This window comes from Streptomyces sp. NPDC088707, assembly GCF_044752725.1.
GTDB lineage: Bacteria > Actinomycetota > Actinomycetes > Streptomycetales > Streptomycetaceae > Streptomyces.
Genome location: NZ_JBIVLV010000001.1, coordinates 1,525,130 through 1,549,242 on the forward strand (window position 1 = coordinate 1,525,130; position 24,113 = coordinate 1,549,242).

The 24,113-nt window shown below is 72.8% G+C and carries 20 protein-coding genes; 4 read left to right on the forward strand and 16 right to left on the reverse strand.

Annotation, left to right across the window (positions count from 1 at the left end):
• Positions 1 to 96: 96 nt before the first annotated feature.
• Positions 97 to 2,535, reverse strand: coding sequence for an MMPL family transporter (locus ACIP84_RS06815; protein WP_401795338.1), 2,439 nt, complete (start codon positions 2,533 to 2,535; stop codon positions 97 to 99).
• A 174-nt stretch (positions 2,536 to 2,709) separates the two neighbouring features.
• Here ACIP84_RS06815 and ACIP84_RS06820 point away from each other — a divergent pair, with 174 nt between their 5' ends.
• Both ACIP84_RS06820 and ACIP84_RS06825 read left to right on the forward strand, forming a co-directional pair.
• Complete coding sequence (locus tag ACIP84_RS06820) at positions 2,710 to 3,432, forward strand: response regulator transcription factor (RefSeq protein WP_355958833.1); 723 nt, start codon at positions 2,710 to 2,712, stop codon at positions 3,430 to 3,432.
• A gap of 8 nt (positions 3,433 to 3,440) precedes the next feature.
• Entirely contained in the window at positions 3,441 to 4,958 is a 1,518-nt protein-coding gene (locus tag ACIP84_RS06825; protein ID WP_401795341.1) for a sensor histidine kinase, read from the forward strand.
• 69 nt (positions 4,959 to 5,027) lie between these two features.
• Here the strand turns inward: ACIP84_RS06825 and ACIP84_RS06830 are convergent, their stop codons facing one another.
• The 12 genes from ACIP84_RS06830 to ACIP84_RS06885 all read right to left on the reverse strand — a co-directional run bounded on the left by ACIP84_RS06830 (position 5,028) and on the right by ACIP84_RS06885 (position 18,339).
• Complete coding sequence (locus ACIP84_RS06830) at positions 5,028 to 5,573, reverse strand: flavin reductase family protein (protein WP_355958830.1); 546 nt, start codon at positions 5,571 to 5,573, stop codon at positions 5,028 to 5,030.
• Positions 5,570 to 6,577 (reverse strand): beta-ketoacyl-ACP synthase III, encoded by a 1,008-nt coding sequence (locus ACIP84_RS06835; RefSeq protein WP_355958829.1) that lies wholly within the window; start codon positions 6,575 to 6,577, stop codon positions 5,570 to 5,572. Before ACIP84_RS06835 ends, ACIP84_RS06830 begins: the two co-directional genes overlap by 4 nt.
• A 229-nt stretch (positions 6,578 to 6,806) precedes the next feature.
• A complete protein-coding gene (locus ACIP84_RS06840) occupies positions 6,807 to 7,784 on the reverse strand; it encodes a Gfo/Idh/MocA family protein (protein ID WP_401795345.1) in 978 nt (325 codons plus the stop codon).
• Positions 7,781 to 9,196: an NDP-hexose 2,3-dehydratase family protein gene (locus ACIP84_RS06845; protein WP_401795347.1), complete on the reverse strand. Its 1,416-nt coding sequence runs from the start codon at positions 9,194 to 9,196 to the stop codon at positions 7,781 to 7,783. The genes ACIP84_RS06840 and ACIP84_RS06845 overlap by 4 nt, the downstream gene beginning before the upstream one ends.
• Positions 9,193 to 10,503: a lipopolysaccharide biosynthesis protein RfbH gene (rfbH, locus tag ACIP84_RS06850; protein WP_355958826.1), complete on the reverse strand. Its 1,311-nt coding sequence runs from the start codon at positions 10,501 to 10,503 to the stop codon at positions 9,193 to 9,195. Before rfbH ends, ACIP84_RS06845 begins: the two co-directional genes overlap by 4 nt.
• The gene (locus tag ACIP84_RS06855) at positions 10,500 to 11,489 is read right to left on the reverse strand and encodes an NAD(P)-dependent oxidoreductase (protein ID WP_355958825.1); all 990 of its coding nucleotides are present in this window, start codon (positions 11,487 to 11,489) and stop codon (positions 10,500 to 10,502) included. The genes rfbH and ACIP84_RS06855 overlap by 4 nt, the downstream gene beginning before the upstream one ends.
• Positions 11,486 to 12,469 carry a dTDP-glucose 4,6-dehydratase gene (rfbB, locus tag ACIP84_RS06860; RefSeq protein ID WP_355958824.1) on the reverse strand — a complete coding sequence of 328 codons (984 nt, stop codon included), beginning with the start codon at positions 12,467 to 12,469 and terminating at the stop codon, positions 11,486 to 11,488. Before rfbB ends, ACIP84_RS06855 begins: the two co-directional genes overlap by 4 nt.
• Entirely contained in the window at positions 12,466 to 13,530 is a 1,065-nt protein-coding gene (locus tag ACIP84_RS06865) for a glucose-1-phosphate thymidylyltransferase (protein ID WP_401795352.1), read from the reverse strand. Before ACIP84_RS06865 ends, rfbB begins: the two co-directional genes overlap by 4 nt.
• An 89-nt stretch (positions 13,531 to 13,619) precedes the next feature.
• A complete protein-coding gene (locus ACIP84_RS06870) occupies positions 13,620 to 14,801 on the reverse strand; it encodes a nucleotide disphospho-sugar-binding domain-containing protein (RefSeq protein WP_401795355.1) in 1,182 nt (393 codons plus the stop codon).
• A 97-nt stretch (positions 14,802 to 14,898) separates the two neighbouring features.
• Positions 14,899 to 15,477 carry a dTDP-4-dehydrorhamnose 3,5-epimerase family protein gene (locus tag ACIP84_RS06875; protein WP_355958822.1) on the reverse strand — a complete coding sequence of 193 codons (579 nt, stop codon included), beginning with the start codon at positions 15,475 to 15,477 and terminating at the stop codon, positions 14,899 to 14,901.
• A 7-nt stretch (positions 15,478 to 15,484) separates the two neighbouring features.
• Complete coding sequence (locus ACIP84_RS06880) at positions 15,485 to 16,771, reverse strand: nucleotide disphospho-sugar-binding domain-containing protein (RefSeq protein WP_401795358.1); 1,287 nt, start codon at positions 16,769 to 16,771, stop codon at positions 15,485 to 15,487.
• A gap of 38 nt (positions 16,772 to 16,809) precedes the next feature.
• Positions 16,810 to 18,339, reverse strand: a complete 1,530-nt coding sequence (locus ACIP84_RS06885; protein ID WP_401795361.1) for a multicopper oxidase family protein — start codon at positions 18,337 to 18,339, stop codon at positions 16,810 to 16,812.
• Between the two features lie 168 nt (positions 18,340 to 18,507).
• On the opposite strand from ACIP84_RS06885, the gene ACIP84_RS06890 reads away from it, so the two are divergent.
• Entirely contained in the window at positions 18,508 to 19,116 is a 609-nt protein-coding gene (locus ACIP84_RS06890; RefSeq protein WP_266970885.1) for a DNA-binding response regulator, read from the forward strand.
• Between the two features lie 46 nt (positions 19,117 to 19,162).
• Here the strand turns inward: ACIP84_RS06890 and ACIP84_RS06895 are convergent, their stop codons facing one another.
• From ACIP84_RS06895 to ACIP84_RS06905, 3 genes are all read right to left on the reverse strand, one after another.
• Complete coding sequence (locus ACIP84_RS06895) at positions 19,163 to 20,365, reverse strand: sensor histidine kinase (protein ID WP_401795363.1); 1,203 nt, start codon at positions 20,363 to 20,365, stop codon at positions 19,163 to 19,165.
• A 179-nt stretch (positions 20,366 to 20,544) separates the two neighbouring features.
• Entirely contained in the window at positions 20,545 to 22,854 is a 2,310-nt protein-coding gene (locus ACIP84_RS06900) for a TOMM precursor leader peptide-binding protein (RefSeq protein ID WP_401795366.1), read from the reverse strand.
• On the reverse strand, positions 22,851 to 23,021 hold the full coding sequence (locus ACIP84_RS06905) for a hypothetical protein (RefSeq protein WP_355958817.1): 171 nt from the start codon (positions 23,019 to 23,021) through the stop codon (positions 22,851 to 22,853). The genes ACIP84_RS06900 and ACIP84_RS06905 overlap by 4 nt, the downstream gene beginning before the upstream one ends.
• Before the next feature lie 241 nt (positions 23,022 to 23,262).
• On the opposite strand from ACIP84_RS06905, the gene ACIP84_RS06910 reads away from it, so the two are divergent.
• Positions 23,263 to 24,084, forward strand: coding sequence for a BTAD domain-containing putative transcriptional regulator (locus ACIP84_RS06910; protein WP_401795369.1), 822 nt, complete (start codon positions 23,263 to 23,265; stop codon positions 24,082 to 24,084).
• The last annotated feature ends 29 nt before the right edge of the window (positions 24,085 to 24,113 follow it).

Here is a 24,113-nt window from a genome sequence, read left to right on the forward strand (position 1 = left end):
GCGGGGTCCGGACATGCGAGGACCCCCTCCGGCGGGGGATTGCGGAGGGGGTCGTTCACGGGGGCCCGCGGCCGTGGCGGCCGCGGGCCGCGGCGGTCAGTGCGCCCGGGTGTCCGCCGGGACGAGCCGCAGGTCGCGCTGGACCGGGACGGCGCCGACGGAGACGTCCGCCGTGTGCGGGGTGTGGTCGCGGGCCTCGACCGACACCACGTACAGGCCCTGCTCGGGAGCGGTCAGGACGTAGCCGCCGTCGACGTGGGAGAGCACCCGGTCGGCCTGGTCGCCGTCGCTCGCGAGGAGGGTGATCGCGGCCCCCTCGACCGGGGAGCCGTCCGCCGTGTGGACGAATCCGTGGACGACGAGTCCGTCGTGGCCGGTCCCGGCCTCCTCCGGCGGCTCGACGGCGAAGTGCGGCAGGCGCTTGTCGAGCCAGCCCGGCAGCCACCAGTTGGAGGCGCCGAACAGGTGCATCAGGGCGGGGACGAGCACGGTCCGCAGGATGAAGGCGTCCAGGGCGACCGCCCCGGCCAGGCCGAGGCCGAACATGGCGGTGGCCCGCTGTCCGCTCAGCATGAAGGCGCTGAAGACGCAGATCATGATCACGCCGGCGGCGTTGATCACCCGGCTGGACTCGGCGAGGCCGACCCGCACCGCGCGCGCGTTGTCGCGGGTGTGGACCCATTCCTCGTGCATCCGGCTGACCAGGAAGACCTGGTAGTCCATCGAGAGGCCGAAGAGCAGGGACAGCATGATGACCGGCAGGAACGCCTCGATCGGTCCCGGCCGTCCGGCGGCGAGGAACTCACCGCCCCAGCCCCACTGGAAGATCGCCACCACCACGCCGAAGGAGGCCGCGGCGGCGATCAGGTTCATGACCGCGGCCGTGAGCGGGACCACGATGCTGCGGAAGGCGATCAGCAGGAGCAGGAAGCCCAGGGCGACGATGGCGCCGACGAAGCCGGGCAGCTTGCCGGCGAGGGTGTCGGCGAAGTCCTCGCCGAGGGCGGTCCCTCCACCGACGTACGCGCGCAGGGCGCTGTCCTGTTCCGCGGCGGGCACGACATCCTCGCGGATCCGCTCGATCAGCTCCGAGGTCTCCTCGGACTGCGGGTTGGTGGTGGGCACGACCTGCACGACGGCGACCTTGGAGGTCGCCTCCGTCGGGACCGGGACCACCTGGGCCACGCCCTCGGTGCTCCGCAGCCGCTCGACCAGTCCGTCCAGGGCGGCCCGGTCCTGGGGGCCGGGCACCTCGGCGACGACCTGGAGCGGGCCGTTGAAGCCGGGGCCGAAGCCCTCGGCGAGCAGGTCGTACGCCTGGCGGGTGGTGCTGGTCTCCGGGTTGTTCCCCTGGTCGGAGGTGCCGAGGCGGAGGGAGAGGGCGGGCACGGCGATCACCAGCATGGCCGCGAAGGCGGCGGCGGCGAGGACGCGGGGGTGCTTCTCCACGTACAGCGACCAGCGGGCGGTGAGACGGGCCTTGTTCTCGGCCCGCGGGCCCTCGGCGGCGAGCCGGCGGCGCTGGCGGCGGCTGAGGACGCGCATCCCGAGGACGCCCAGCATCGCCGGGAGGACCGTGATGGAGGCGATGACGGTGATGACGACGGTGAGGGCCGCCGAGATCGTGACGCCGTTGAGGAAGCTCATGCGCAGGGCGAACATGCCGAGGAGCGCGATGCAGACGGTGCCGCCGGCGAAGATGACGGCCCTGCCGGACGTGTTGACGGCGGTGACGGCCGCCTCCTCCGGAGTCCTGCCCGCGAGGATGCCCTTGCGGTGGCGGGTCACGATGAAGAGGGCGTAGTCGATGCCGACGCCGAGACCGACGAGCATCGCGAGCCAGGTCGACACCTCGGGCACCGTGGTCACCCGGCTGAGCAGGGCGATGGTGGCGGACGCGGTGCCGACCGCGAAGAGGGTCGTGATGATCGGCAGGAGCATGCCGAAGAGGGAACCGAAGGCGAGGAAGAGGACGACGGCGGCGGCGAGGACGCCGACGATCTCGCTGAGGTGGGCCGGGGGTGCCTCGGCGAGCGCGACGGTGGCCCCGCCGACCTCGACCGCGAGCCCGTCGCCGGCCGGTGCCCTGGCCGTCTCGATGAGGGCCTTCATCTGCTCGATCTCGAGCTCGTTGCCCTGTTTGGTGAAGGTGACGCTCGCGTAGGCGGTGCGACCGTCCTCGCTGATCCGCCCGGCACCGGCCTCGCCGTAGGGGCTCGCGACCGAACCGACGTCCGGCTGCGCGGCGACCTTCTCCAGGGCGGCGGTCATCTTCGTGCGGACCTCGTCGTCGCGGACGCTGCCCTCGTCCACCCGCCAGACGACGGTGTCGGTCTCGCCGGCCTGCTCGGGGAAGGCCTCCTGCATCAACGCGATCGCCTTGGACGAATCCGTCCCCGGCAGGTCGAACACATTGGCGTACTTGTCACCGAGCGAGCTGCTCGCGCCGATCGTGCCCACCAGCACGACGACCCACAGCGCGATCACCACCCACTTGTGCCGGAAGCACCATCGGGCCCACGTCCCCACGTCCATCACTCCTCGTCCGGTCGAACTCAGGTCTCCCTGCCATCTGTTGATCAGCCTGAGCGGCGGCGGACGGGTGGACCAGACGCTCCCGGCGTCTCCCCGGGTTCTCACAGGGAACTCTCAACCAGCCGTCAGCCGTTTCACCAGAAGGACGCGACGGGGCGGGCCGATACTGGGGACATGGACCTCGACACCAGCAGACCCGCCACGGTGCTCATCGTGGAGGACGAGCCCGGCATCGCCGATGTACTGGGCATCACGCTCAGGTTCCACGGTCTGTCCGTGCTCTTCGCCGAATCGGGCAGCCAGGCGCTGGAGTTGGCGGAGCGCCACCGCCCCGATCTCATCCTGCTCGACGTGATGCTCCCCGACGGCAACGGCTGGACGGTGTGCCGCCGGCTGCGGGGCGAGCGGGAGAGGTCCTGGGACACCGCGATCATCTTCCTCACCGCACGGGACGCGCCCCAGGACATCGTGAGCGGGCTGGCGCTCGGCGGCGACGACTACATCACCAAGCCGTTCAACGTGGACGAGGTGGTGGCCAGGGTCCGCTCGGTACTGCGCCGCACCCGGCGGAGCAGCGAGGAGCGGGCCCCCCGGGACGTGCTCCGGCACCTCGACGTCGAGCTGGACGAGGCGACCTTCACCGTACGGCGGGCGGGCCGGCCCGTGGACCTCACCCCGACCGAGTACAACCTGTTGCGCTACCTGATGCGCAACGCGGACCGGGTGGTCACCAAGGAGCAGATCCTGCGTCATGTCTGGAGCTACGACTCGGCGGTGGAGTCGACCGTGGTGGAGACGTACATCAGTTATCTGCGCCGGAAGCTGGACCGGTTCGGCGCACCCCTCATCGTGACGCGGCGGGGTGTGGGGTACGGGCTGCGGGCGGCCACGGGATGAACGGGGCCGTGAAGGCGACGGAGGCCGCCACGGGCACACCGGCCGCCACGGGCCCTGCCGCCGCGCCGAAGCCGGGGTCACGCAGGCCGCGTTCGCTACGGGGCAGCCTCACCCTCGTCAACGTGGCCCTGCTCGCCCTCGGCCTGCTCCTCGCCATGGCCGCCTCGCTCGTCGGGGTGTGGACCATCCTGATAGGGCAGCTCGACGACACCCTCCGCCAGGACGCCCGCGAGATCCAGGAGGTCCAGGACGCACGGGCCTCCGCCTCACCCGCCTCGCCCTCCTCCCCCGACCTCTGCGCCGCCGTCCCCTCCTCGGTCCTGCACCGCTCCGCGCCGTACGCGCTGCTCGACTCGGCTGGCCGGGTGGTCCGTTCCTGCGTACGGGAGTCGGACGGGCCCCGGCGGAACGCCGACGCCCTGGCCGCCTCCGTGTCCCCCGTCGCACTCGCGGACCGGGGCGAGGGGGCCTCCGTACGGCTGGACGGGGAGGTGTACCGGGTGGGCGCCCAGCGGGTGACCGGGGGCGGCATCCTGCTCAGCACCGCCCCCATGGCCGGGATGATGGCCACGGTGAAGAAGCTCTTCCTCCTCGAACTCCTGGTGAGCGCGTCCCTGTTGACACTCCTGGCGCTGCTCACGCAGCGGGCCGCCCGCCGTCGGCTGCGCCCGCTCGAGGACATGGTGCAGACGGCCTCGGCCATCGCGGCGGGCCATCTCGGGAGCCGGATCTCGCCCGCGGGCGGCAGCAGCGAGGTCGCCGAGCTGCGGACGGCGCTCAACTCCATGCTCCAGCAGGTCGAGACGGCCTTCCGCTGCCGGGAGGAGGCGTCGGAGCAGGTGAAGCGGTTCGCCGCCGACGCCTCGCACGAACTGCGGACCCCGCTCGCCACCATCCGCGGCTATGCCCAGCTGTTCGACAAGGGCATGCTGGGACCCGAGGAGCAGGAGCGGGCCATCGGCCGGATCGCCTCGGAGGCCGACCGGATGAACCGTCTGGTGGAGGAGCTGCTCGCGCTGGCGCGCCTGGAGCAGCAGCCGCAGCCTCAGCGGCGGCCGGTGGACCTCGCCCTGCTCGCCCGGGAGGCCGCGGTGGACCTGCTGGCGGTCCAGCCGGGGCGGCCGGTGACGGAGGCGGGGGCGCTGAAGCTGGAGGACGAGCGGGTGCCCGTCCTCGGCGACGAGGGACTGCTCCGACGGCTCGTCGCGAATCTGCTCAGCAACGTGTCCGTGCACACCCCGCCCGAGGCCCCGGTCACGGTGGAGGTGACCCGCGAGGACGAGGCCGTACTGCTCCGGGTCCGCGACGACGGTCCCGGGATGCGGCCCGAGGACGCGGCGCGCATCTTCGACCGCTTCTTCCGGGCGGACCCCGACCGGGCCCGCAGGACCGGCGGGAGTGGCCTCGGCATGTCGATCGTGCAGGCGGTGGTGCAGGCCCACGACGGGACGCTGCGGGTGGAGACCGGGCTCGGCGAGGGGATGACGGTCGAGGTCCGCTTCCCGGACACGGAGCTCACGGGCTGACGCCGGCGATGGTACGGACGGCGCGGTGAGGCGCGGGCGGGCCGGCCGGGGGGCCTGCCCGCGGCCCCGTCACGGGGCCCGGTGCGGGCTTGGCGCGAGGGTGCCGAAGGACCGGTCGTAGTAGACGAGGGGTTCTCCGGGGGCGAGCCGGACGTCGTCCACCCGCCCGATCATGATGGTGTGGTCACCCGCGCGGTGGCGGGCGTGGAGCGTGCAGTCGAGCTGGCCGATGGCCCCGGCCACCACCGGCAGCAGCGACGGCGTGTGGGCCTGTTCCCCGTCGGGGAACCGGTCGGCGCCGGAGGTGGCGAAGAGCCGGGCGACGGCCTCGTCCTCCCGGCGCAGGATGCTCACCGCGAACTCCTCGCACGCGTCGAAGTCCGGGAAGGACGAGGAGGAGTGGGAGAGGCAGACGAGGACCAGCGGCGGGTCGAGCGAGAGCGAGCAGAAAGACGTGGCGGTGAAGCCGCGGGGGCTGCCGTCGGCGGCCCGGGTGGTCACGACGACCACGCCGGCGGCGAACCGGGCCATCGCGGCACGGAAGTCGGCGGGGTCCACCCCGGCCGAGGCGTCGGGACCGGGGGCGGTCAGGGCGTGGGGGCTTCGGCTGGTCACGGCAGCAGCACCACCTGTCCGGCGAAGTTGAGGCCGGCGCCGAAGCCGAGGAGCAGGGCCGGTTCACCGCTGCTCGCCTCCCCTCGTTCGAGCAGGGCGTCGAGAGCGAGGGGTACGGAGGCGGCGGAGGTGTTGCCGGTCCGCACCACGTCCCGGGCGACGGCGGTGCGGCCGGTGAGGCCGAGGCGCTCGGCCATCAGCTCGATCATCCGCAGGTTGGCCTGGTGCGGGACGAAGGCCCCGAGGTCGGCGGGGGCGACGCCGGCGAGTTCCAGGGCGCGGGCCGCTTCGGGGGCGACCTCCTCCATGGCCCAGCGGAACACCCGACGGCCGTCCATCCGCATCCAGGGACGGCCGGTCTCCTCCGGTGTCCCGGCGAACGCGTCCCAGCCCGCGGTCATGCGCAGCGCGTGGGCGTGGGCCCCGTCCGCCCGCCGGACGACCGGTCCGATGCCGGGGGTGTCGGAGGGGCCGACGACGACGGCTCCGGCGCCGTCGGCGAAGAGGAAGGAGATCGTACGGTCCTCCGGGTCGACGATGTCCGTCATCCGCTCGGCGCCGATGACCAGGACGTGGCGGGCGCTGCCGGCGGTGACCGCGTCCGAGGCGACGGCGAGGGCGTGGCAGAAGCCGGCGCAGGCGGCGGACAGGTCGATCCCGGCGGCGCGGTGGGCGCCGAGTTCGTGGGCGACCCGGACGGCGAGCGGCGGGGTCTGGAGGAGGTTGGACATACTGGCGAGGAGGACGAGGTCGATGTCGGCGGCCGGCACGCCGGCATGGGCGAGTGCCTTGCCGGCGGCGGAGACGGCCATCACGGGCAGGGTCTCGTCGGGCTCGGCGAACCGGCGTTCGCGGATGCCGCTCCGGGTCTCGATCCACTCCTCTGTGGAGTCGATCCGCGTGCAGATCTCGGCGTTGCCGACCACCCGTCGCGGCCGGTGACCGCCGACCCCGAGGATGCGGCTGTGACCGTGCGCGGGGGTGCGCAGGCTGACTGGGGGCATCGTCGACTCGTTTCCGCGGCCGGCGCTCGGCCGGTTGCCGCTGTGCGGGGAGGTGCGTGCGTACGGCTCCGCCCGGATGCGGGTGGTGGGTCGGGGCCTCTCGTTCGGGTCGGTCCGGATCGACTCTGATCCGGACCGGTCGGGAAGGGGCACGTCAGGGCGGGAAGGGGCAGGGCCGGGCCGGGGCGGTCGGGTCCGGTGGTCAGCGCGTCCGGTGGTCGTCGGGGCCTTAGACCGTCGGGGCCGGCGTACCGGCGTACCGGCGCAGTTCGTCGAGGAGTTCGGCCTGGCGCAGGACGGCCGGGTCGGGGGCGGACCGGCTTCGGACTGCGGCGACGAGCGCGGTGAGGGCGCGTGCGATCTGGTCGGCCGGCGCGAGGGGGACCTCCCGGCTGCCGCCGGGGCCGTGCAGCCGGACGAGCGGGGTGAGGTCGGCGGGTGGGGTGTAGGCGCGGTCGACGGTGATCCGGCCCGTACCGCCGTGGAGTTCGTAGCGGGCGCGGTAGGCGTGGGCCATGCCGAAGGTGAGCTGGGCGGTGATGCCTTCGGGGGTGCGCAGCAGGGCGGCGCCCGCGGTGTCGACCCGGCGTCCGGTTCCGGCGGTGAGTGCGGCGCCGGTGACGGTGAGGCGGGGGCCGAGGAGGTGGAGGGCGGCGCGGAGCGGGTAGACCCCGACGTCCCACAGGGCACCGCCGCCGAGTTCCGGCCGGTGCCTGATGTCGTCGTCGGGCGGTTCGGGGACGGTGAACGTGGCGTGCAGGGACCGGAGTTCACCGATGGCGCCGTCGGCGACGAGGCGCCGTATCGCCGCGTGCTGGGGGTGGTGGACGAAGAGGACGTTCTCGACGAGGGCGAGGCCCAGGTCGGCCGCGCGGTCGAGGAGCCGCCGGGTGTGCTCGGCGTCGAGCGTCAGCGGCTTCTCGGCCAGGACGTGCTTGCCCGCGTCGAGGGCGGCGGCGACCCAGGTCTCGTGGAGGGCGGCCGGGACGGGTGCGTAGACGAGGTCGACGTCCTCGGCGGCGAGCACGGCGTCGTACCCGGCGGCGGGCCGGCCGCCGAAGCGCTCGGCGACGGCCTTGGCGCGGTCGGGGTCGCGGCTGCCGATCACCGCGATCTCCAGGTCGGGGTGGGCGGCGACGGCGGGCAGCATCCGGCGGACGGCGATGTCGGCGCAGCCGAGGAGGCCGAGGCGCAGGGGCCTGCTCATCGTGGTTCCCGGGTGGCGTGCAGGCAGGCGAGCAGGGTGCGGGCCTGGACGTTGACGTAGTGGCCGTGCCGAACGAGGGAGGTGAGCTGGCCCTCGGAGACCCAGCGGAAGCCCGGCGGCGGGTCGGCGGCGCGGGTCGCCTCGTCGGCGTCGACGAGGAGGTAGCGGCTCTCGGCGTTGAGGAAGCGGCCGCCCTCCTCGGAGTGGACCGCCTCGTAACGGATGCGTTCGGGGGCGGCGGCGAGGACCGCGTCGAGGAACGGAGGCCGGTCGGCGCCGGTCAGGTGGGCGTGGTTGTCGGGGGTGTACTGGACGGTGGGGCCGAGTTCGACGGTGTCGAGGAAGCCGCCTTCGACGCGGGCGTGGGCGAGGACGTGGCGGACGCCGCCGGCCTCGCGGACGAGGAAGGCGGTGACGCCGGTGGCGACGGGCTCGAAGAGGGGCTGGCTCCAGCGGGTCACCTCGCGGTTCCCGGCCCGTACGTCGACGGCGACGACCCGGAAGTAGCGGCCGTCCTCGTGGTCGATGGAGTAGGCGCCGCGGTGCCAGCCGGAGGTCTCGGCGAGGGGTATGCGCCGGGTGTGGACGTCGTGCCGGGAGCGTTCGGCGGTGAACCAGGAGAGCAGCTCGACGTCGGAGTGCAGGGCGCGGGGGTCGCCCGCGTGCGGCAGGCAGGACAGGACGGTCCTGGCGTCCATGTTGATCGTGTTGGACGCGTGGAGGAGGGAGTCGATCTGACCGAGTGTCAGCCAGCAGAAGTCGTCGAGGAGGGGTACGTCGTCGACGGCCTCCACGATCATGTTGCGGTTGGACTTGCGCAGGAACCACGAGCCGTGTTCGGACTGGAGCACGTCGGCGAGGACCCGGCCGCGGCCGGGGCGGACGAAGTGGTCGATGTACTTCACGTCGGCGCCGCGGTGCACCTTGGTGTAGTTGCTGCGGGTGGCCTGGACGGTGGGCGAGAGCTGGAGCAGGTTGCGGTTGCCGGGCTCCATCTTGGCCTGCATGAGGAAGTGCAGGACGCCGCCGAACTCCTTGACGACGATGCCGAGGATGCCGACCTCGGGCTGGCTGATGACGGGCTGGCGCCACTCGGGGAACGGCCCGTCCTGATGGGTGACGTGCATGCCCTGGACGGTGAAGAACCTGCCGCTGCGATGTCCGAGGTCGCCGGTGTCCGGGTCGAACGACCAGCCGTCGAGGGCGCTGAAGGGGATCCGCTCGACCCCGAAGACGGTGGCCTCGGCGCGTTCGGCGAGCCAGCCGGGGATGTCGCGCGGGCCGGGGGCGCGGCTGACCGGTTCGCGGGCCGAGCGGGCCAGCCGGGCGGCGATGTCCGTGTCCTCGCGTGAGGTCAGGGGGGCGCCGTCGAGGAGGGTGCGCGGGGGGCGTGTCGGGGTGGCCCGGCTCATCCGCGGGCCTCCACGAACTCCTTGACGGAGTCCACCACGTAGTCGATCATCTCGTCGGTCAGCCCCGGGTAGACCCCGATCCAGAAGGTCTGGTCGGTGATGACGTCGCTGTTCACGAGGGAGCCCACGACCCGGTGCGGCTGGTCGGTGTAGGCCGGGTGGCGGGTGAGGTTGCCGGCGAAGAGCCGTCGGGTGCCGATGCGGCGGCCTTCGAGGAAGTCCGTGAACTCGGCGCGGGTGAAGGGTGCTTCGACGTCGACGGTGAGGGCGAAGCCGAACCAGCTGGGGTCGCTGCGCGGGGTGGCGCTGGGCAGCAGCAGGTGGGGCAGGCCGGCGAGTCCGTCGTGCAGCCGGCGCCAGTTCCGCTTGCGCGCGTCGATGAAGGCGTCGAGCCTGGTGAGCTGGGAGAGGCCGAGGGCGGCTTGGATGTCCGTGGCCTTCAGGTTGTAACCGACGTGCGAGAAGATGTACTTGTGGTCGTACCCGGCCGGCAGGGTGCCCATCTGGTACTGGAAGCGCTTGAGGCACTTGTCGTTCTCGCCGGGCTCGCACCAGCAGTCCCGGCCCCAGTCGCGCAGCGACTCCACGATGCGGGCGAGCGCCAGGTTCGAGGTGAGGACGCAGCCGCCCTCGCCCATGGTGAGGTGGTGGGCCGGGTAGAAGCTGACGGTGGTGAGGTCGCCGAAGGTGCCGGTGAGTTTGCCGTCGTAGCGGGACCCGACGGCGTCGCAGTTGTCCTCGATGAGGAAGAGCTCGTGCTCATCGGCGAGTTGGGTGATCTCGGCGACCTCGAAGGGGTTGCCGAGGGCGTGCGCGATGATGATCGCCCGGGTCTTGGGTCCGATGGCGGCGGCGACCCGGTCGGCGGTGGTGTTGTAGGTGCCGAGGTCGACGTCGACGAAGACCGGTACGAGGCCGTTCTGGAGGATCGGGTTCACGGTCGTGGGGAATCCGGCGGCGACGGTGATCACCTCGTCGCCGGGCCGCAGCCGGCGGTCCTCCAGGTGCGGGGAGGTGAGGGCCGAGACGGCGAGCAGGTTCGCGGAGGAGCCGGAGTTGGTCAGGTGGGCCTTGCGGCGGCCGAGCCGGCGGGCGAAGGCCGACTCGAACTTGCGGGAGCTGCGGCCCGCGGCGATCCGCATCTCCAGCGCGGCCTCGACGAGCGCGAGCCGGTCCTCCTCGTCGAGGACGGCTCCGGACGGCCAGATCTCGGTGACGCCGGGCTCGAAGCCCCGGTCGGCCTGCTGCTCCTGCTCCTGGTGGTACTTGCGCACCTCGTCGAGCACAAGCGCCCGGTGGTCGCTCATCGCGTTGTCCTTCCTGCCGTGCCGTTGCCGGCGGATGAGGCCGCGAGGAGGTCCCGCAGCGCGTGGTCGAGGGAGTGGCCGGGGTGCCAGTCGAGCAGCTCGGCGGCACGGGTGATGTCGAGCTGCTGCCACTCCGTGTCGTGCCGGGCCGGCGCTCCGGGCACGGTCTCCTCGACGGTTCTGACGGGCAGACCGCTGAGGTCGACGAGCCGCTGGACGAGCTCCCGGGTGTGGACGGCCGCCCCGCCGCCGATGTTGATCACGCGGCCGGAGACCCGGTCGAGCGGGGCGGTCAGGGTCCGCAGGACGGCGTCGGTGACATCGCGTACGTCCACGAAGTCGCGCCAGGCCAGGAGCGGCGGCAGGCGCAGCTCGACCGGCGTCCGGCCGGCTCCGCCGTCCGGGGCCGCGTCGAGTGCGCGGGCGGCGGCGGTCAGCCGGGCGGCCACCGAGCCGAGCAGGCTGCCCGTGGGGGCGCCGGGCCCGGCCACGTTGGCGATCCGCAGCACCGTGCCGGGGACCCGGCCGGTCCCGGCGGCGGCGAGCACCGCCTCGGTGCCGAGGAGTTTGGTGCGTCCGTACGGGGTGACGGGGGCGGGCGGGGTGGTCTCCGGGGTCGGTGTGCCGCTGGTCCCGGCCCCGTACTCGTGGACCGTGCCGAGCTGGACGAGCCGGGGCGGACGGGCGAGGAGGGCGAGCGCCCGGACGAGCCGTGCGGGGAGTTCGGCGTTCCCCGCGCGCATGCCCGCCTCGTCGGTGTTCCAGGCGCGGCCCGCGGCGTTGACCACGGCGCCGCCGTCGGTCCCGTCGGGGGCGCCGAGGGCGTCGGCGACGGCGGCGGCGATCCGCCCGGGTGCCGCCGACGCGAGGTCGAGTCCGCCCGCGCGGGTGCCGGCGAAGGACACCACGTGGTGGCCCGCGTCGGTGAGGCCGCGGTGGAGGTGGGCGCCGAGGAAGCCGCCGGCTCCCAGGAGGACGACGTTCACCCGGTGCCGTCCTCGGTGTGCTTGGCCGCCTTCCACCAGTCGGGGTGGTCCCGGTACCAGGCGACCGTCTCGGCGAGTCCGCGGTCGAAGGGGGTGCGCGGGGTGTAGCCCAGCTCCTCGCGGATCTTGGTCTCGTCGATCGAGTAGCGCAGGTCGTGGCCCTTGCGGTCGGCGACCCAGCGGATCAGGGAGGCATCGGCGTCGCAGAGGTCCAGGAGCCGTTCGGTGATCTCGATGTTGGTCTGCTCGTTGCCGCCGCCGATGTTGTAGACCTCGCCTGCCCGGCCCCGGGTGAGGACCAGCTGGACGGCCCGGCAGTGGTCGTCGACGTGCAGCCATTCGCGTACGTTGCGGCCGTCGCCGTAGAGCGGCACGGGCCTGCCTTCGAGGAGGTTGGTGACGAAGAGCGGGATGAGCTTCTCGGGGTGCTGGTAGGGGCCGTAGTTGTTGGAGCAGCGGGTCACCGAGAGGTCGAGGCCGTGGGTGCGCCAGTAGGAGCGGGCGATCATCTCGGCGGCCGCCTTGGAGGCCGCGTACGGGGTGTTGGGCAGCAGCGGCCAGTCCTCGGTCCAGGAGCCTTCGGTGATGGAGCCGTACACCTCGTCGGTGGAGATGTGGACGACCCGGGGGACTCCGGTGCGCAGGCAGGCCTCCAGGAGGTTCTGGGTGCCGAGGACGTTGGTGTGGACGAAGTCGGCGGCGGCCTCCAGGGACCGGTCGACGTGGGACTCGGCCGCGAAGTGGACGACGGCGTCGTGGCCGGGGAGCAGGTCCGTCAGGAGCGGCAGGTCGCAGATGTCGCCGCGGACGAAGTCGAGCCGGGGGTGGTCGGCGGGCAGGCTGTCCCGGTTGCCCGCGTAGGTGAGGATGTCGAGCACGGTGACGTGGGCGTCCTCGTACCCCTCGTATCCGCCGTCGAGGAGGGTCCGGACGTAGTGCGAACCGATGAATCCGGCGCCGCCGGTGACCAGGAGCCTCATGCCGCCACCTCCACGTGGGTGTGATCGCCGACGACGAGCCGGTGCCGGCCGGTCGCCTCGGCCGGCCCGACGGTGGCGGAGCGTCCGATGAGCGAGCCGTGGAGGCCGCTGACCCCGCGGACGGTGGCCCCGTCGAGCGTGATGGAGTACGCGAGCCGGGTGTCGCTCAGGACGCAGTCCCGGCCGATGGTGGTGTGCGGGCCGACATGGCTGTTCTCGACGAGGGTGCCGGCCCCGATGACGGCCGGACCGACGACGTGGGAGCCGACGATCCGGGCGCCCGCTTCGACGATCACGGCGCCGGTGAGGGTGCTGGCGGAGTCGACGTCGCCGTCGACCCGGCCGTCGAGTCCGTCGAGCATCCGGCGGTTGCATTCGAGGACGTCCTCGACGCGGCCGGTGTCCTTCCAGTAGCCCTCGTAGCGGCTCGCCCTGACGGCGGCACCCCGCTCGACGAGCCACTGGACGGCGTCGGTGATCTCCAGCTCGCCCCGCGGGCTGGGCTCGATGGCGGCGACGGCCTCGTGGATGGCCGGGGTGAAGAAGTACACGCCGATGAGGGCGAGGTCGCTGCGGGGTACGGCGGGCTTCTCCACCAGCCGTTCCACGGTGCCGTCCGGGCCGATCTCGGCGACACCGAACGCGCGGGGGTCGGCGACCTTGTGCACGAGGAGCTGCGCCGCGGGCCGTTCGGCGGCGAAGTCCGCGGCGATCTCCTCGATGCCGTCGGGCAGCATGTTGTCGCCGAGGTACATGAGGAAGTCGTCGTCGCCGAGGAAGTCCCGGGCGATGGCCACCGTGTGGGCGAGACCGCGGGGCGCGTCCTGGGGGATGTAGGTGATGTCCAGGCCGAGCCGGGAGCCGTCGCCGATGACGGCGGCGATCTGCGGTCCCCGGTCGCCGACGATGACGCCGACGTCGACGATGCCGAGCGCCCGGACGTTCTCCAGGACGTGTTCGAGCACCGGTTTGTTGATGATGGGGATGAGCTGTTTCGGCATGGAGTAGCTGAACGGTCGCAGCCGGGTGCCGGAACCGCCCGACAGCACCAGAGCCTTCATCGGAGTTCCTCTCATGGGGGTGGCGTCCTCTTCCGCCGGCTCGGACCACGATCCTGCGCCGGTCTGCTGGAGTCGGCCTCGAACGCGGCTCACGGCCGCGTGTCCCGCACCCGTCGCTCCAGGTCCTGGACGACGCGGGCGGGGCTGGGCATGTCCTCCATCTCCGCCCGCAGCTCACGGGCCGCGGTCGTGTGCGCGGGCTCGCGCAGGACGCGGTCGAGGGCCTTGTGCAGTTCCTCGGGATCGTCCTGGCGGGCCGCTTCGGCGAGGGTGACGGCGGCGCCGCGGGCGGCGAGCCGTTCCCCGGTGGCGAACATGTCCGCCAGCTGCGGCAGAACCAGCTGGGGCAGGCCGTGGGCGATGGAGGTCATGGTGGTGCCGGCGCCGCCGTGGTGGACGACCGCGTCGCAGGAGCCGAAGAGCAGATGGAGCGGGGTGGGGTCGATGAGCCGGACGTGGTCCGGCAGCGGGCCGATGGCCTCGCGGTACTCGGGCTCGACGGTGGCGATCGCCTCGGTGTCGTCGAGGCCCTCGAACGCCTGGAGGATACGGCGGACGTGCGGGACCCCGCCGAGGGTGAGGGTGCGCAGGCCCAGCGAGACCGCGACCCGGCGGCGCGGCCGGTCGGTGCCCCATTCGCGGCGCCGCCACCCGGGGACCTGTCCGTTGCCGTTGAAGGGGACGGCCCGGATCGGGGTGCCGGGCTCGGCGTCCGGGAGCTGGAGCGACGGCGGGCAGGGGTCGAGGACGATCGTCGGGTCGGGCAGTGCGTCGAGGCCGAGCGCACGGCAGGTGCCGAGGAGCGCGACGCGGGCCTGGGGGCGGACGAAGCCGGTGAGGAAGTCGACGCTCCAGCGGTGGCGGGCGACGGGGACGTCCAGGAGGGCGCCGATCACCGGGGCGGTGTACTCCAGGAGGTCGCAGACGAGCAGGTCCGGCCGGAAGGCGCGGGCGAAGTCGAGGTACTCGGGCAGCCTCGCGCTCTGGTGGCCGAACCAGAGCGCGAAGTAGTCCTCCATCACCTGGGGTTCCGGCTCGGCGTGGGTGTCGATGAGCCGTTCGTCCTCGCCGAGGTTCTCCCTGAGGACCTCCTCGACCTCGAAGCGCTCGCCGACGCTGACGGCGTTCAGCCCGGCGGCCGCGGCCATCCCCATGATGTCCGGCTGGCCGATGACGAGCACCTCGTGCCCGGCCGCCCGCAGCGCCCAGGCCAGCGGGACCATCGGCGCGAGGTGGCTGGAGACGGGGGTGCCGATCATCAAGACGCGCATGGGTCCTCCTGCGGTGGGGTGGTTCGGTGGTCCGGGTCGGTGGTCCGGTTCGGCGGTCCGAGTCGGGGTCCGGTTCGGCGGTCCGGTTCGGTGGTGCTCAGGAGGCGGCGGGCTGCCACTCCGCGAGCAGTCCGGCGGCGGCTGCCTCGACGGCGCCGGGCGCGGCGGCGTCCTTGGGTGAGATGAGCGGGGGTTCGGTGAAGCCCCACGGCAGGGCGAGGTCGGGGTCGAGCGGGTCGATGTCGATCTGGGTGCCGGGGACATGGCCGCTGGAGAGCACGTAGCAGATGGTGGTGTCGTCGGTGAGGGCGAGGAAGCCGTGTCCGACGCCCTCCGGCACGTAGACGCAGGCCCCGGAGTCGGCGGTGAGGCGGTTGACGGTGTACGTGCCGAAGTGCGGCGATCCCACGCGCAGGTCCACGGCGATGTCCCGCAGGGCGCCGCGCACACAGGTCACGTACTTGGCCTGTCCGGGTGGGACGGTGACGCTGTGGATGCCGCGCAGGGTGTTGCGCCGGGAGACGGAGTAGTTGATCTGGTGGACCGTGAAGGGCCGCCCGACGGCCCGGGAGAGTTCCTCGGTGCGCAGCGCCTCGAAGAAGGAGCCGCGGTCGTCGCGCAGGTGGTCGGGTTCGGCCAGCCAGGTGCCGGGGACCGCCAGTTCGGTGAAGCGCATCGCCGGTTCACCGCGCCCCGGCGCGGTGGTGGGCGGTGAGGGCCTCCAGGGCGGGCACGGCGTCCAGGGGGCTGGGGCTCGCCAGGCTGTCGGCGTGCAGGGCGTCCGCGGCGGCCTGGAAGGAGGCCTCGCCGAGGAGGCGTTCGAGGCTCTTCCAGAGCTCCGGTGCGGTGAAGCCGCCCGTGCCCATGGAGAGGCCCGCGCCGCGGTCCTCCAGGTACCGGGCGACGACGACGCCGTCCCCGCCCTCGACGGGCACGATGAGCTGCGGGACCCGGTAGGCGGCGGCGATGCCGAAGGTGCCGACGCTGCCGTGGTGGACGATGGCGGAGCTGGTGGGGAGCAGCTGGTCCAGGGGGACGTAGTCGAGGGTGCGGACGTTCTCCGGGATGCTGCGGACGGAGGCGAGCTGGTCGCGGTCGAGGGTGGCGACGAGTTCGATGTCGCGGCCCGCGACCATCTCCAGGAGTTCGGAGATGGGGAAGCCGGCCTCCTCGGCGAACATCCTGCGGGTGCTGACGCCGAGGGTGAGGACCACGCGGGGGCGTTCGGCCGGGCCGTGGAGCCACTCGGGGACGGCGCCGCCGCCGGTGTACGGGACGCGGCGGACGGGCTGGTAGCGGACCTCGTCGGTGATCCGCATCCCGGTGGGCATGAGGTCGACGCTCCACTGGCCGAGCAGCAGCTCCTCGTCGAACTCAAGCCCGTGACGGCCCAGTTCGGGGCGCATGGCGGCGGCGACCGGGTCGCCTCCGGGGAGGGCGGCGGCGCGTCGGCGGTTCTCGGCGGAACGCATCCAGCCGAAGTAGTCGATGCCCCAGAGCAGGCGGGCGTGGACGGCGCCGGCGGCACGGGCCGCGATCGGGGCGGCGAAGGCGAGCGGGTCCCAGAGGACGAGGTCGGGCCTCCAGGCGCGGGCGAAGGCGACGAGGTCGTCGGTGGCCGTGCCGTGGGCGGGGCCACCGGCCGGCCCGGCGGGGTGGTAGAGGGAGAACCCGGCGAGCATGTAGTGGCGGATGACGTTGCGGCGGTTTCCGGGGTCGTCGGGGGCGAGGTCGAGGGCGCCGGTGATCCGGTCGAGCCGGTCGTCGCTCGCGCAGGCGCCGACCAGGGCGGGTACGTCGACCCGGTCGCCGATCTCGACGGCCGCGAGACCGGCGGCGGTGACGGCGCCGGTGAGCTCGGGGTGGCTCGCGACCCGTACCTCGTGTCCGGCCGCGAGCAGGGCTCGGGCGAGCGGGACGACCGGGTACAGGTGGGCGGCGCCCGGGAAGAGGGTGAACAGAACCCGCATGGGCTCTCCTTTCGGGTGGGCCCGTGCCGACGCGCGGCTCAGGCGTTCCTGACGTCGATACGGCCCATCTGTCCGGCCGATGAGTGCCCGAGCTGGTGGCAGTGGTAGACGTACTGGCCGGTGTAGTCGCCCCAGGTCATGGCGATCCGTACGGTGTCGCCGGGGGCGATGACGACGGTGTCCTTGAGTCCCGCCTCGCCGGGGCCCACGGGCACGCCGTTGCGGTCCAGCACCCGGAACTGCACGAGGTGGGTGTGGAAGCTGTGGTGGATGTGGAAGTTCGGGGGCGGGATCGGGGCGTCGCCGTTGCGGATGGTCCAGATCTCGGTGCTGCCGACCACGGTCTCGACGTCGACGCGCTCGGGGTCGTACTGCAGTCCGTTGATCTGCGGCCGGGGTGCGAGGTCGAGCACGAACGCCCGCTCGGTGCCGGAGGTGGGGACCGGGGGGAGTTCGCTCAGCCGGCGGGGGACGCCGCTGAGGTCGAGCGCCTTGCGGACGACGTCGAAGCGCAGCACCTCGGGGCGTTCGGTGGCGGTGGCCGCGGTGTTCTCCAGGACGAGGGACGAGCCGACCCGGTAGCGGGAGAAGTCGACGACGATCTCGGCGCGCTCGGCACCGGCGAGGGTGATCTCGGTCCGCTCCACGGGCGCTTCGAGGAGGCCGCCGTCGGTGGCGATCTGCTGGAAGGCGGAGCCGTCGGCGAGGCGGAGGGTGATGTGCCGGTTGACGGAGACGTTGTAGAGCCGGAAGCGGTACCTGCGGGCGGCGACCTCGAAGTACGGCCGTTCCTTGCCGTTGACCAGCAGGTGGGGGCAGAGGTCCGGTCGCGTGTAGATGAGGGTGCCGTCCGCCTCGACGCGGGCGTCGCGGATGACCAGCGGCACGTCGTACCGGCCCCGGGGCAGCGGGAGCGCCGACTCCTCAGTGTCGCCCAGGAGGTAGGTGCCGTGCAGTCCCCGGTAGACGTTCTCCGCCTCCAGGTGGTGGGCATGGTCGTGGTACCAGAGGGAGGCGGCCCGCTGGGTGTTGGGGTAGCGGTACTCGCGGTGCGCGCCCGGCTCGATCACGTCCATCGGGAGGCCGTCGTGGGCCGAGGGCACGTGACCGCCGTGGAGGTGGACGGCGGCCCGCACGGGCAGGTCGTTGTACTGACGGATGATCACCTCCCGGTCGCGGAAGGCACGGAGGGTCGGTCCGGGGAGGCTGCCGTCGTACGTCCGCACCCGGGTCCTGACGCCCTTGACGAGCTCCGTCTCCGCCTCGCGCATGCGCATCGCGTAGACGTCCGCCCGCGCGGTGACCGAGACCGGCCGCAGCACACGGGGCAGCGGCATCGGGTGGGCGAAGACCTCGGACTCGGCGAGGGCGCCGAGGGCCGCGGGCGCCTGCTGACCCGCCGCGCCGTGCTCCCCGGCAGCCGCGTGGCCGCTGTGGCTGCCGGCAGCCGCGTGGCCGGCGACGGTCTGCCCGCCCTCCGGTCCGCCGATGGCGAACCCGGCGGGGACGAGGGCGACGGCGCCGCCCGCGACGGCGGCCTTCAGAAGGACTCTGCGATTCGGCTTCACAGGGCGGGAAGTTAGGCAGAAGTCCTCAACTGCCGCTCGACGGGCGCTAGAAGAGCCCTCACCTGGTGCGGAGCGGGGTGGCCGTTCTCCCTTGGCGGGAGCCCCGCGTCGGACCCCTTCGCCAGACGCTGCGGGCTGATTATGATCACCGGGTGAGAAGGGGGACTCATGATTCGCATACTCCTCGCCGAGGACATGCACATGGTGCGGGGGGCCCTTGCGGCCCTGCTGAGCCTCGAACCCGATCTGCTGGTCGTGGCCCAGGTCGAGCGCGGTGACTGCATCGTCTCGATGGCGGAGCGGCACCGCCCCGACGTGGCCGTGATTGACGTGGACCTGCCGGGAATGGACGGTATCGCCGCGTCCGAGGAGCTTCGGGAGCGGCTGCCGTCCTGTCGGACCCTGATCCTGACGAGCCTGGACCAGCCGGGCACCCTGCGGCGGGCGATGGCGGCCGGGGTCGGCGGCTATCTGCTGAAGGACGCCCCGCCCCACGAACTGGCAGCGGGGGTACGGCGGGTGGCGGCCGGACATCTGGCGGTCGCACCGGAGCTCGCGATGTCGGCATGGGAGAGCGGGGGGCAGCAGCCGCTGACGCCCCGGGAGACGACGGTGCTGCGGCTGGCCGCGGACGGCGCGGACGTGACCCAGATCGCCGAGCAGCTCCATCTGTCGGCGGGCACGGTCCGCAACTACCTGACGTCGATCGTCTCGAAACTCCACGCGCGTAACCGCCTGGACGCGGTGCGCATCGCGCGCGACGCCGGCTGGCTGTAGGGGGCGGGCGGGGGCTCGTCGGAGGGCGTCCCGCCCGCCGGACGTCTCAGCAGGCGCCCCGGGCCAGCGGCGGGGCCGGCACCCTCGGGGCGGTGTCGGCGGGGCTGCCGACGGGGCACTCGGCGATCAGATGGAACCAGCCCTCGCCGTCCTGCGAGGAGTCGAGCGTTCCGTCGACACCGGCCAGCCGCTCGGCGAGGTTGGCGAGACCGCTGCCGTTGCCCCCGTCGAACGGCACCGCCGCGAGTCCGCGGCCCGGGTGGGATCCGTCGTTGGAGACGGTGAGGGTGACGGCCCCCCTGCGCCGGCGCAGGGAGATCCGGCAGTGCCGGACCGTGGAGTGCCGCAGCATGTTGGTGACGGCCTCGCGCAGGACGGTGGCGAGGACCGCCTCCCGCCGCTTCCCCAGTTCTCCGACGAACGACTTCTCGACCGTGACGTCCACGTCGGCGGTGGTCAGGACCTTCTGGACGGCGACGAGTTCGTCGTCGAACACCATGTCGCGGTAGCCGCGCGCCACGGTCCGGACGTCGGCGAGGGCCTCCCGGGAGATGTCGAGCACCTCGACGATCTCGTCCCGGGCGCGGTCGTCGTGCAGGCCGATGAGCCGGTGGACGAGCTCGCTCTTGAGCGTGATCGCGGAGAGGCTGTAGCCGAGGAGGTCGTGCAGGTCGCGGGCGATGCGGAGGCGTTCCTCCGTGGCGGCGAGCCAGGCGGACTCGGCGCGCTTGCGTTCGAGTTCGATGATGAGGTCGACCAGCCGGGAGAGGCAGAAGACGATCAGCCCGGTCAGCAGGGTGGAGATCACGATGTACGTGAGGTCGACCGGACCGTAGCCGGAGGCGAGGGCGCTCCCCCCGTTGACGAGGGCGACCGAGACGAAGAGGACCCAGGCCAGCCTCCCGCGCACCAGGAGCAGGATCGAGCCGGCGAGGAAGCCCGCCATGCCGCCCCACATCACTCCGTAGAGGGGCAGCGGGCCGAAGGTGAGGACCGCCTGGAGTCCGAGCGTGAGTCTGCCGTACCGCTCCCGCAGCGCCCGGGTGCGCTGTGCGGAGTGGAACAGCTGGAGTAAGAAGAGGCAGCCGAAGGTCGCCAGTGAGGCGCCCAGGACCCCCTCGCTCTGGTGGGCGTCGAGGATGTTGAGCATCCCCATCACCCCGAAACCGGTCAGCACCGCCATCAGCATGCCGATGGCGAGGCGCTGCGGCAGGTGCTGCCATCTGGTCGCCGGCGGCTCCCCGCTCACGTCTCCCCCGGACCGCCTGTGGCCGCCGATCATGTCGCCCCCTCGACTCGATGGTGTTTCCGGTCGAAAGCCTAAGCCCCCGCGATTGAAGGGAGGTTACGGATTTCGAGCGCTCCGTGACCCCCCTCCGCCGGGCGGCGACACGTCGATCACCCGGGATGACAGCCGGGCGATCGAAGTCAAACAAACAGAGGAATCGGATTGAGTTCCTCGAATCGGGTCGGTTCGGACAGCCTGCCGAGCGACACGGGGACGTCGAAAAGACGACCTGGTGCGAAACGGGCCCAGAAATGTCTCATTCCGGGGACCACGACTTTCACCACCGGCAATCCGATATCCGGACGGGTCTGGTCGAGGACGAGAAGATCCATGCCCCTGGCCCGGACGGTTTCCTCGGCCCATGTCACGTCCGCCCGAAGATCCGTCGTGCGAATGGCGGGAAACGCCCCTGGACGGGCCGGTTCCGCGTGGCGGTCGGGGAGCAGGTACGGCTGGCCGGCCACCGTCGCTCCGCCCCACCAGCGCAGGAGTTCCGGGTCCCGCACCGCGTATCCCTCCCCCTCCCCCGCCCCGGCCACGGCCGGCATCAGCTGGTTCATCTCCGTGAGGGCCCGGCGCAGCGCGATGTGCGGGTCGCGGTGGGCCCCGAAGCCGAACATGATGTCCTCGGACCTCTTGTCGGTACGCCTGGACAGTGCGGCGAAGACCGGGACGCCGAAGTCCGAGGTGAGGTCGAGGGCCCAGACCTCGCGGCGCAGCTCCCGGTAGACGCCGATCAGTTCCTCGGCCCACCGGTCTCCGAACGAGGCGATGTCGACGGCGGGCATCCGGGTGCGGTTGTACCACCACAGTGCGACCGCGTCCCGCTCGACGACCTCGAGGAAGCCCTGGAGGACCGCGTCCTCCAGGCTGCTGCCGGCCGCGCTGCCGTTGGAGTCGGCGCGGACCGAAGCGCTCCCGGCGACGGGCGCCACCCCGGCCTCCATACCGGGGTCGAAGTAGAGGAGTCCGGTCGGCAGCAGGCGGTGACGCCGCTCGGTGAGGGACCAGACGGGCGTCCAGTCCACCGGCGCCGCGGGGTCGAAGGGCTCGGGGATCTGCTGGAACGCGCCCTGCCGGGCGTTCCAGTCGTGCCGGTCGCGGTACTGGCGGGGGTCGAAGAGCAGCATGCGGTCCGGGGTGACGGCCTCGTCGCCCAGCGCGCGGGCGCTGTCCCGCACCCGGGCCTCGTCGCCCTGGAGCGTGCCCGAGTACCGTTCGAGCGCCTCGCACAGCGCGCTGACCTCGGCCTCCAGGGCCGTCGTCCCCTTGCCACCGCTCACCGCCCGCAGGCCCGCGCGGAGTTCGGCGAGACGGGAGCCGCCGAGCGCCAGGTTGCGGCCGGAGGTGTAGCAGTGGAGGAAGGAGGGCGCCCGGGTGTCCCGGCGGATCTCCTTGACCACACCGGTCACCGGGCTCACCAGATGCCCCCAGCGGTCAAGGACCTCCTGGGGGCCGAGGGCGCGGTGACCGCCGCCGCTGAACGCCGCCTTCGGTCGGGAGCGCGGCTCGACCGGGCGCCGGGCCAGCGCCGCGACGAGGCCCGGGTCCCCGCAGGACGGGCACTGCGGGCGCCGCTCGACGGCGTGGTCGGCGGTGCTGAGGGCCAGTCCGTCGAGGGTGCGGACGGCGGACTGTCCTGCGGAGCGGTGCCCGGCCAGCCACTTGGCGGCCTCCAGCGCGACCAGCTGGAGCGCCGCGCCGCGGAAGGCCGGGTGCGAGACGCGGGGCCTGGGCACGGGGCCGGCGAGTCCGAGGGCCCGGCGCACAGGCTGCTCAGAGATCCGATGGGGGCGCAGGCGGTGGGCGAGACAGTGCCAGCAGGGGCCTTCGCCGGGTCGGAGGACGGGCCCGAGCCAGGCGGTGGCACCGTCGGGGCGCGCGAGGAGCCAGGGCAGGCCGAGGCGTCTCGACCGTGCGTCCACCTCGGCGAGTCCGGGTGCGAGGTAGTCGTCGGTGACCACGACGAGGAGGCCGACCGCGTTTCCTTCGGCGGTCGCTCCCCCGTCGGTGTCGCTCACCGTCAGTCCCGCGGTACGGAGGGCCTCCCGCAGCCCTCGGTCGTCCGCGCCGGCCACGGCGAGGACGGCGACCGCGGCCGGGGTTCCGTCGGCCGTCACTCCCGCCAGGTCCCAGTAGGCCGCCTGCTCCGGGGCGGGCGCGGAGCCGCGGGCGGGCCGGTCGTCGACCAGGCCCGCCCGCCGCAGGGCCGCCACCAGGGTGGCGACCTCGTCCCCCGTGAGGGCCGTCGTCAGCTCTCGCTGCAGAGCGGCCAGATCACGGGTGCCGTCCAGGAGCGGGGCGAGGGCCTCGAGACCGGGGGCTCTCAGGGCCGTCACCTCGCGCTCGGACAGCAGGTAGGTGGCGTCGTCGGGCACCACCTCGACCCTCAGGTGGCGCTTGAAGCCCAGGGGTCGGGGAGTGGTGCCGTCCGCCGTCGGGGTCGTCACACGCCGGCCGGAGCACCGTCGTGACCGGGGACCGGGCCCCACGTGAAGGTGACGAGGGCGACGGCCTCGTCGCCGGGGCGGTCGAGGTGGTCGATCCGAAGACCGGAGGTGTCAGGAACCGAGTTCGCGGAGATAACACCCTTGAAGGTGCCTGAATTTCTGTCCATGATAATTCTCCGTTAATTGTCGGACGCGCTCGGAGGATGCCGGGGACGGCACCGATGGCAGCGATTCTTCCGGCGGGCGACACGGTGGGACCAGTGTCCCCGTCACGGCCTGCGCCATGAATTCCTCACCCCTCTGACGGGGTATGAAGGCTTCATACCCGGGGCCGTGAATCAGGCACTGGGGCGGCGGGCTTTCTCCGTGCGATGCTCCTCGTGCCCCATTCCCCTGCGGAGGAAGAGCATGGACATCGAAATACTGGGACCCCTGGACGTACGGATGTCCGGCGAGTCCATCGTTCCAACCGCCGGCAAACCCCGTCAGATCCTCACGCTCCTCGCCCTGCGGGCCGGCTCCGTCGTGCCGGTCGCCACGCTCATGGACGAGGTGTGGGGTGATGCCATTCCGCGCAGCGCCAACACCACCCTGCAGACCTACATCCTCCAGGTGCGGCGGCGCATCGCCAGGGCCCTCGGTCCTGACGCCGCGGCCTCCGCCAAGGACGTGCTGGCCACGAGCTTCGGCGGCTACCGTCTGACCGCCCGCCCGGTGCACTGCGACATGACCGACTTCCACGATCTGGTGGCCCGGGGCGACGCCCGGCTCGCCGAGGACGACGCCAGGGCGGCCGCCGCCAGTCTGCGGCAGGCCCTCGCCCTGTGGCGCGGCCCCGCGCTCGTCGACGTTCCCATGGGCCGGGTCCTGGCCACCGAGGTGCTGGGCATGGACGAGGCCCGCACCCGGGCCCAGGAGTTGCGGATCGAGGCGGACCTCCGGCTCGGCCGGCACACGGCCCTGGTGGGCGAGCTCCGGATGCTCGTGTCCCAGCAGCCGCTGCACGAGAACCTGCGCGGCCAGCTGATGCTCGCCCTGTACCGCTCCGGTCACGCCTGGCGTGCGCTGGAGGCGTACCAGCATCTGCGCGAGACGCTCGTGGACGAGCTGGGCGTCGATCCCTCGCCGCGGCTGCAGAAGCTGCACCAGGCGGTGCTCGCCGGCGATCCCCGCCTGGAGAGCCTGGAGACCACCGCGGCCGGGGACTTCCTGCAGCACGCCGTGGGGTGAGCGGGTCGCGGCGGCCGTCCCCACCGCTG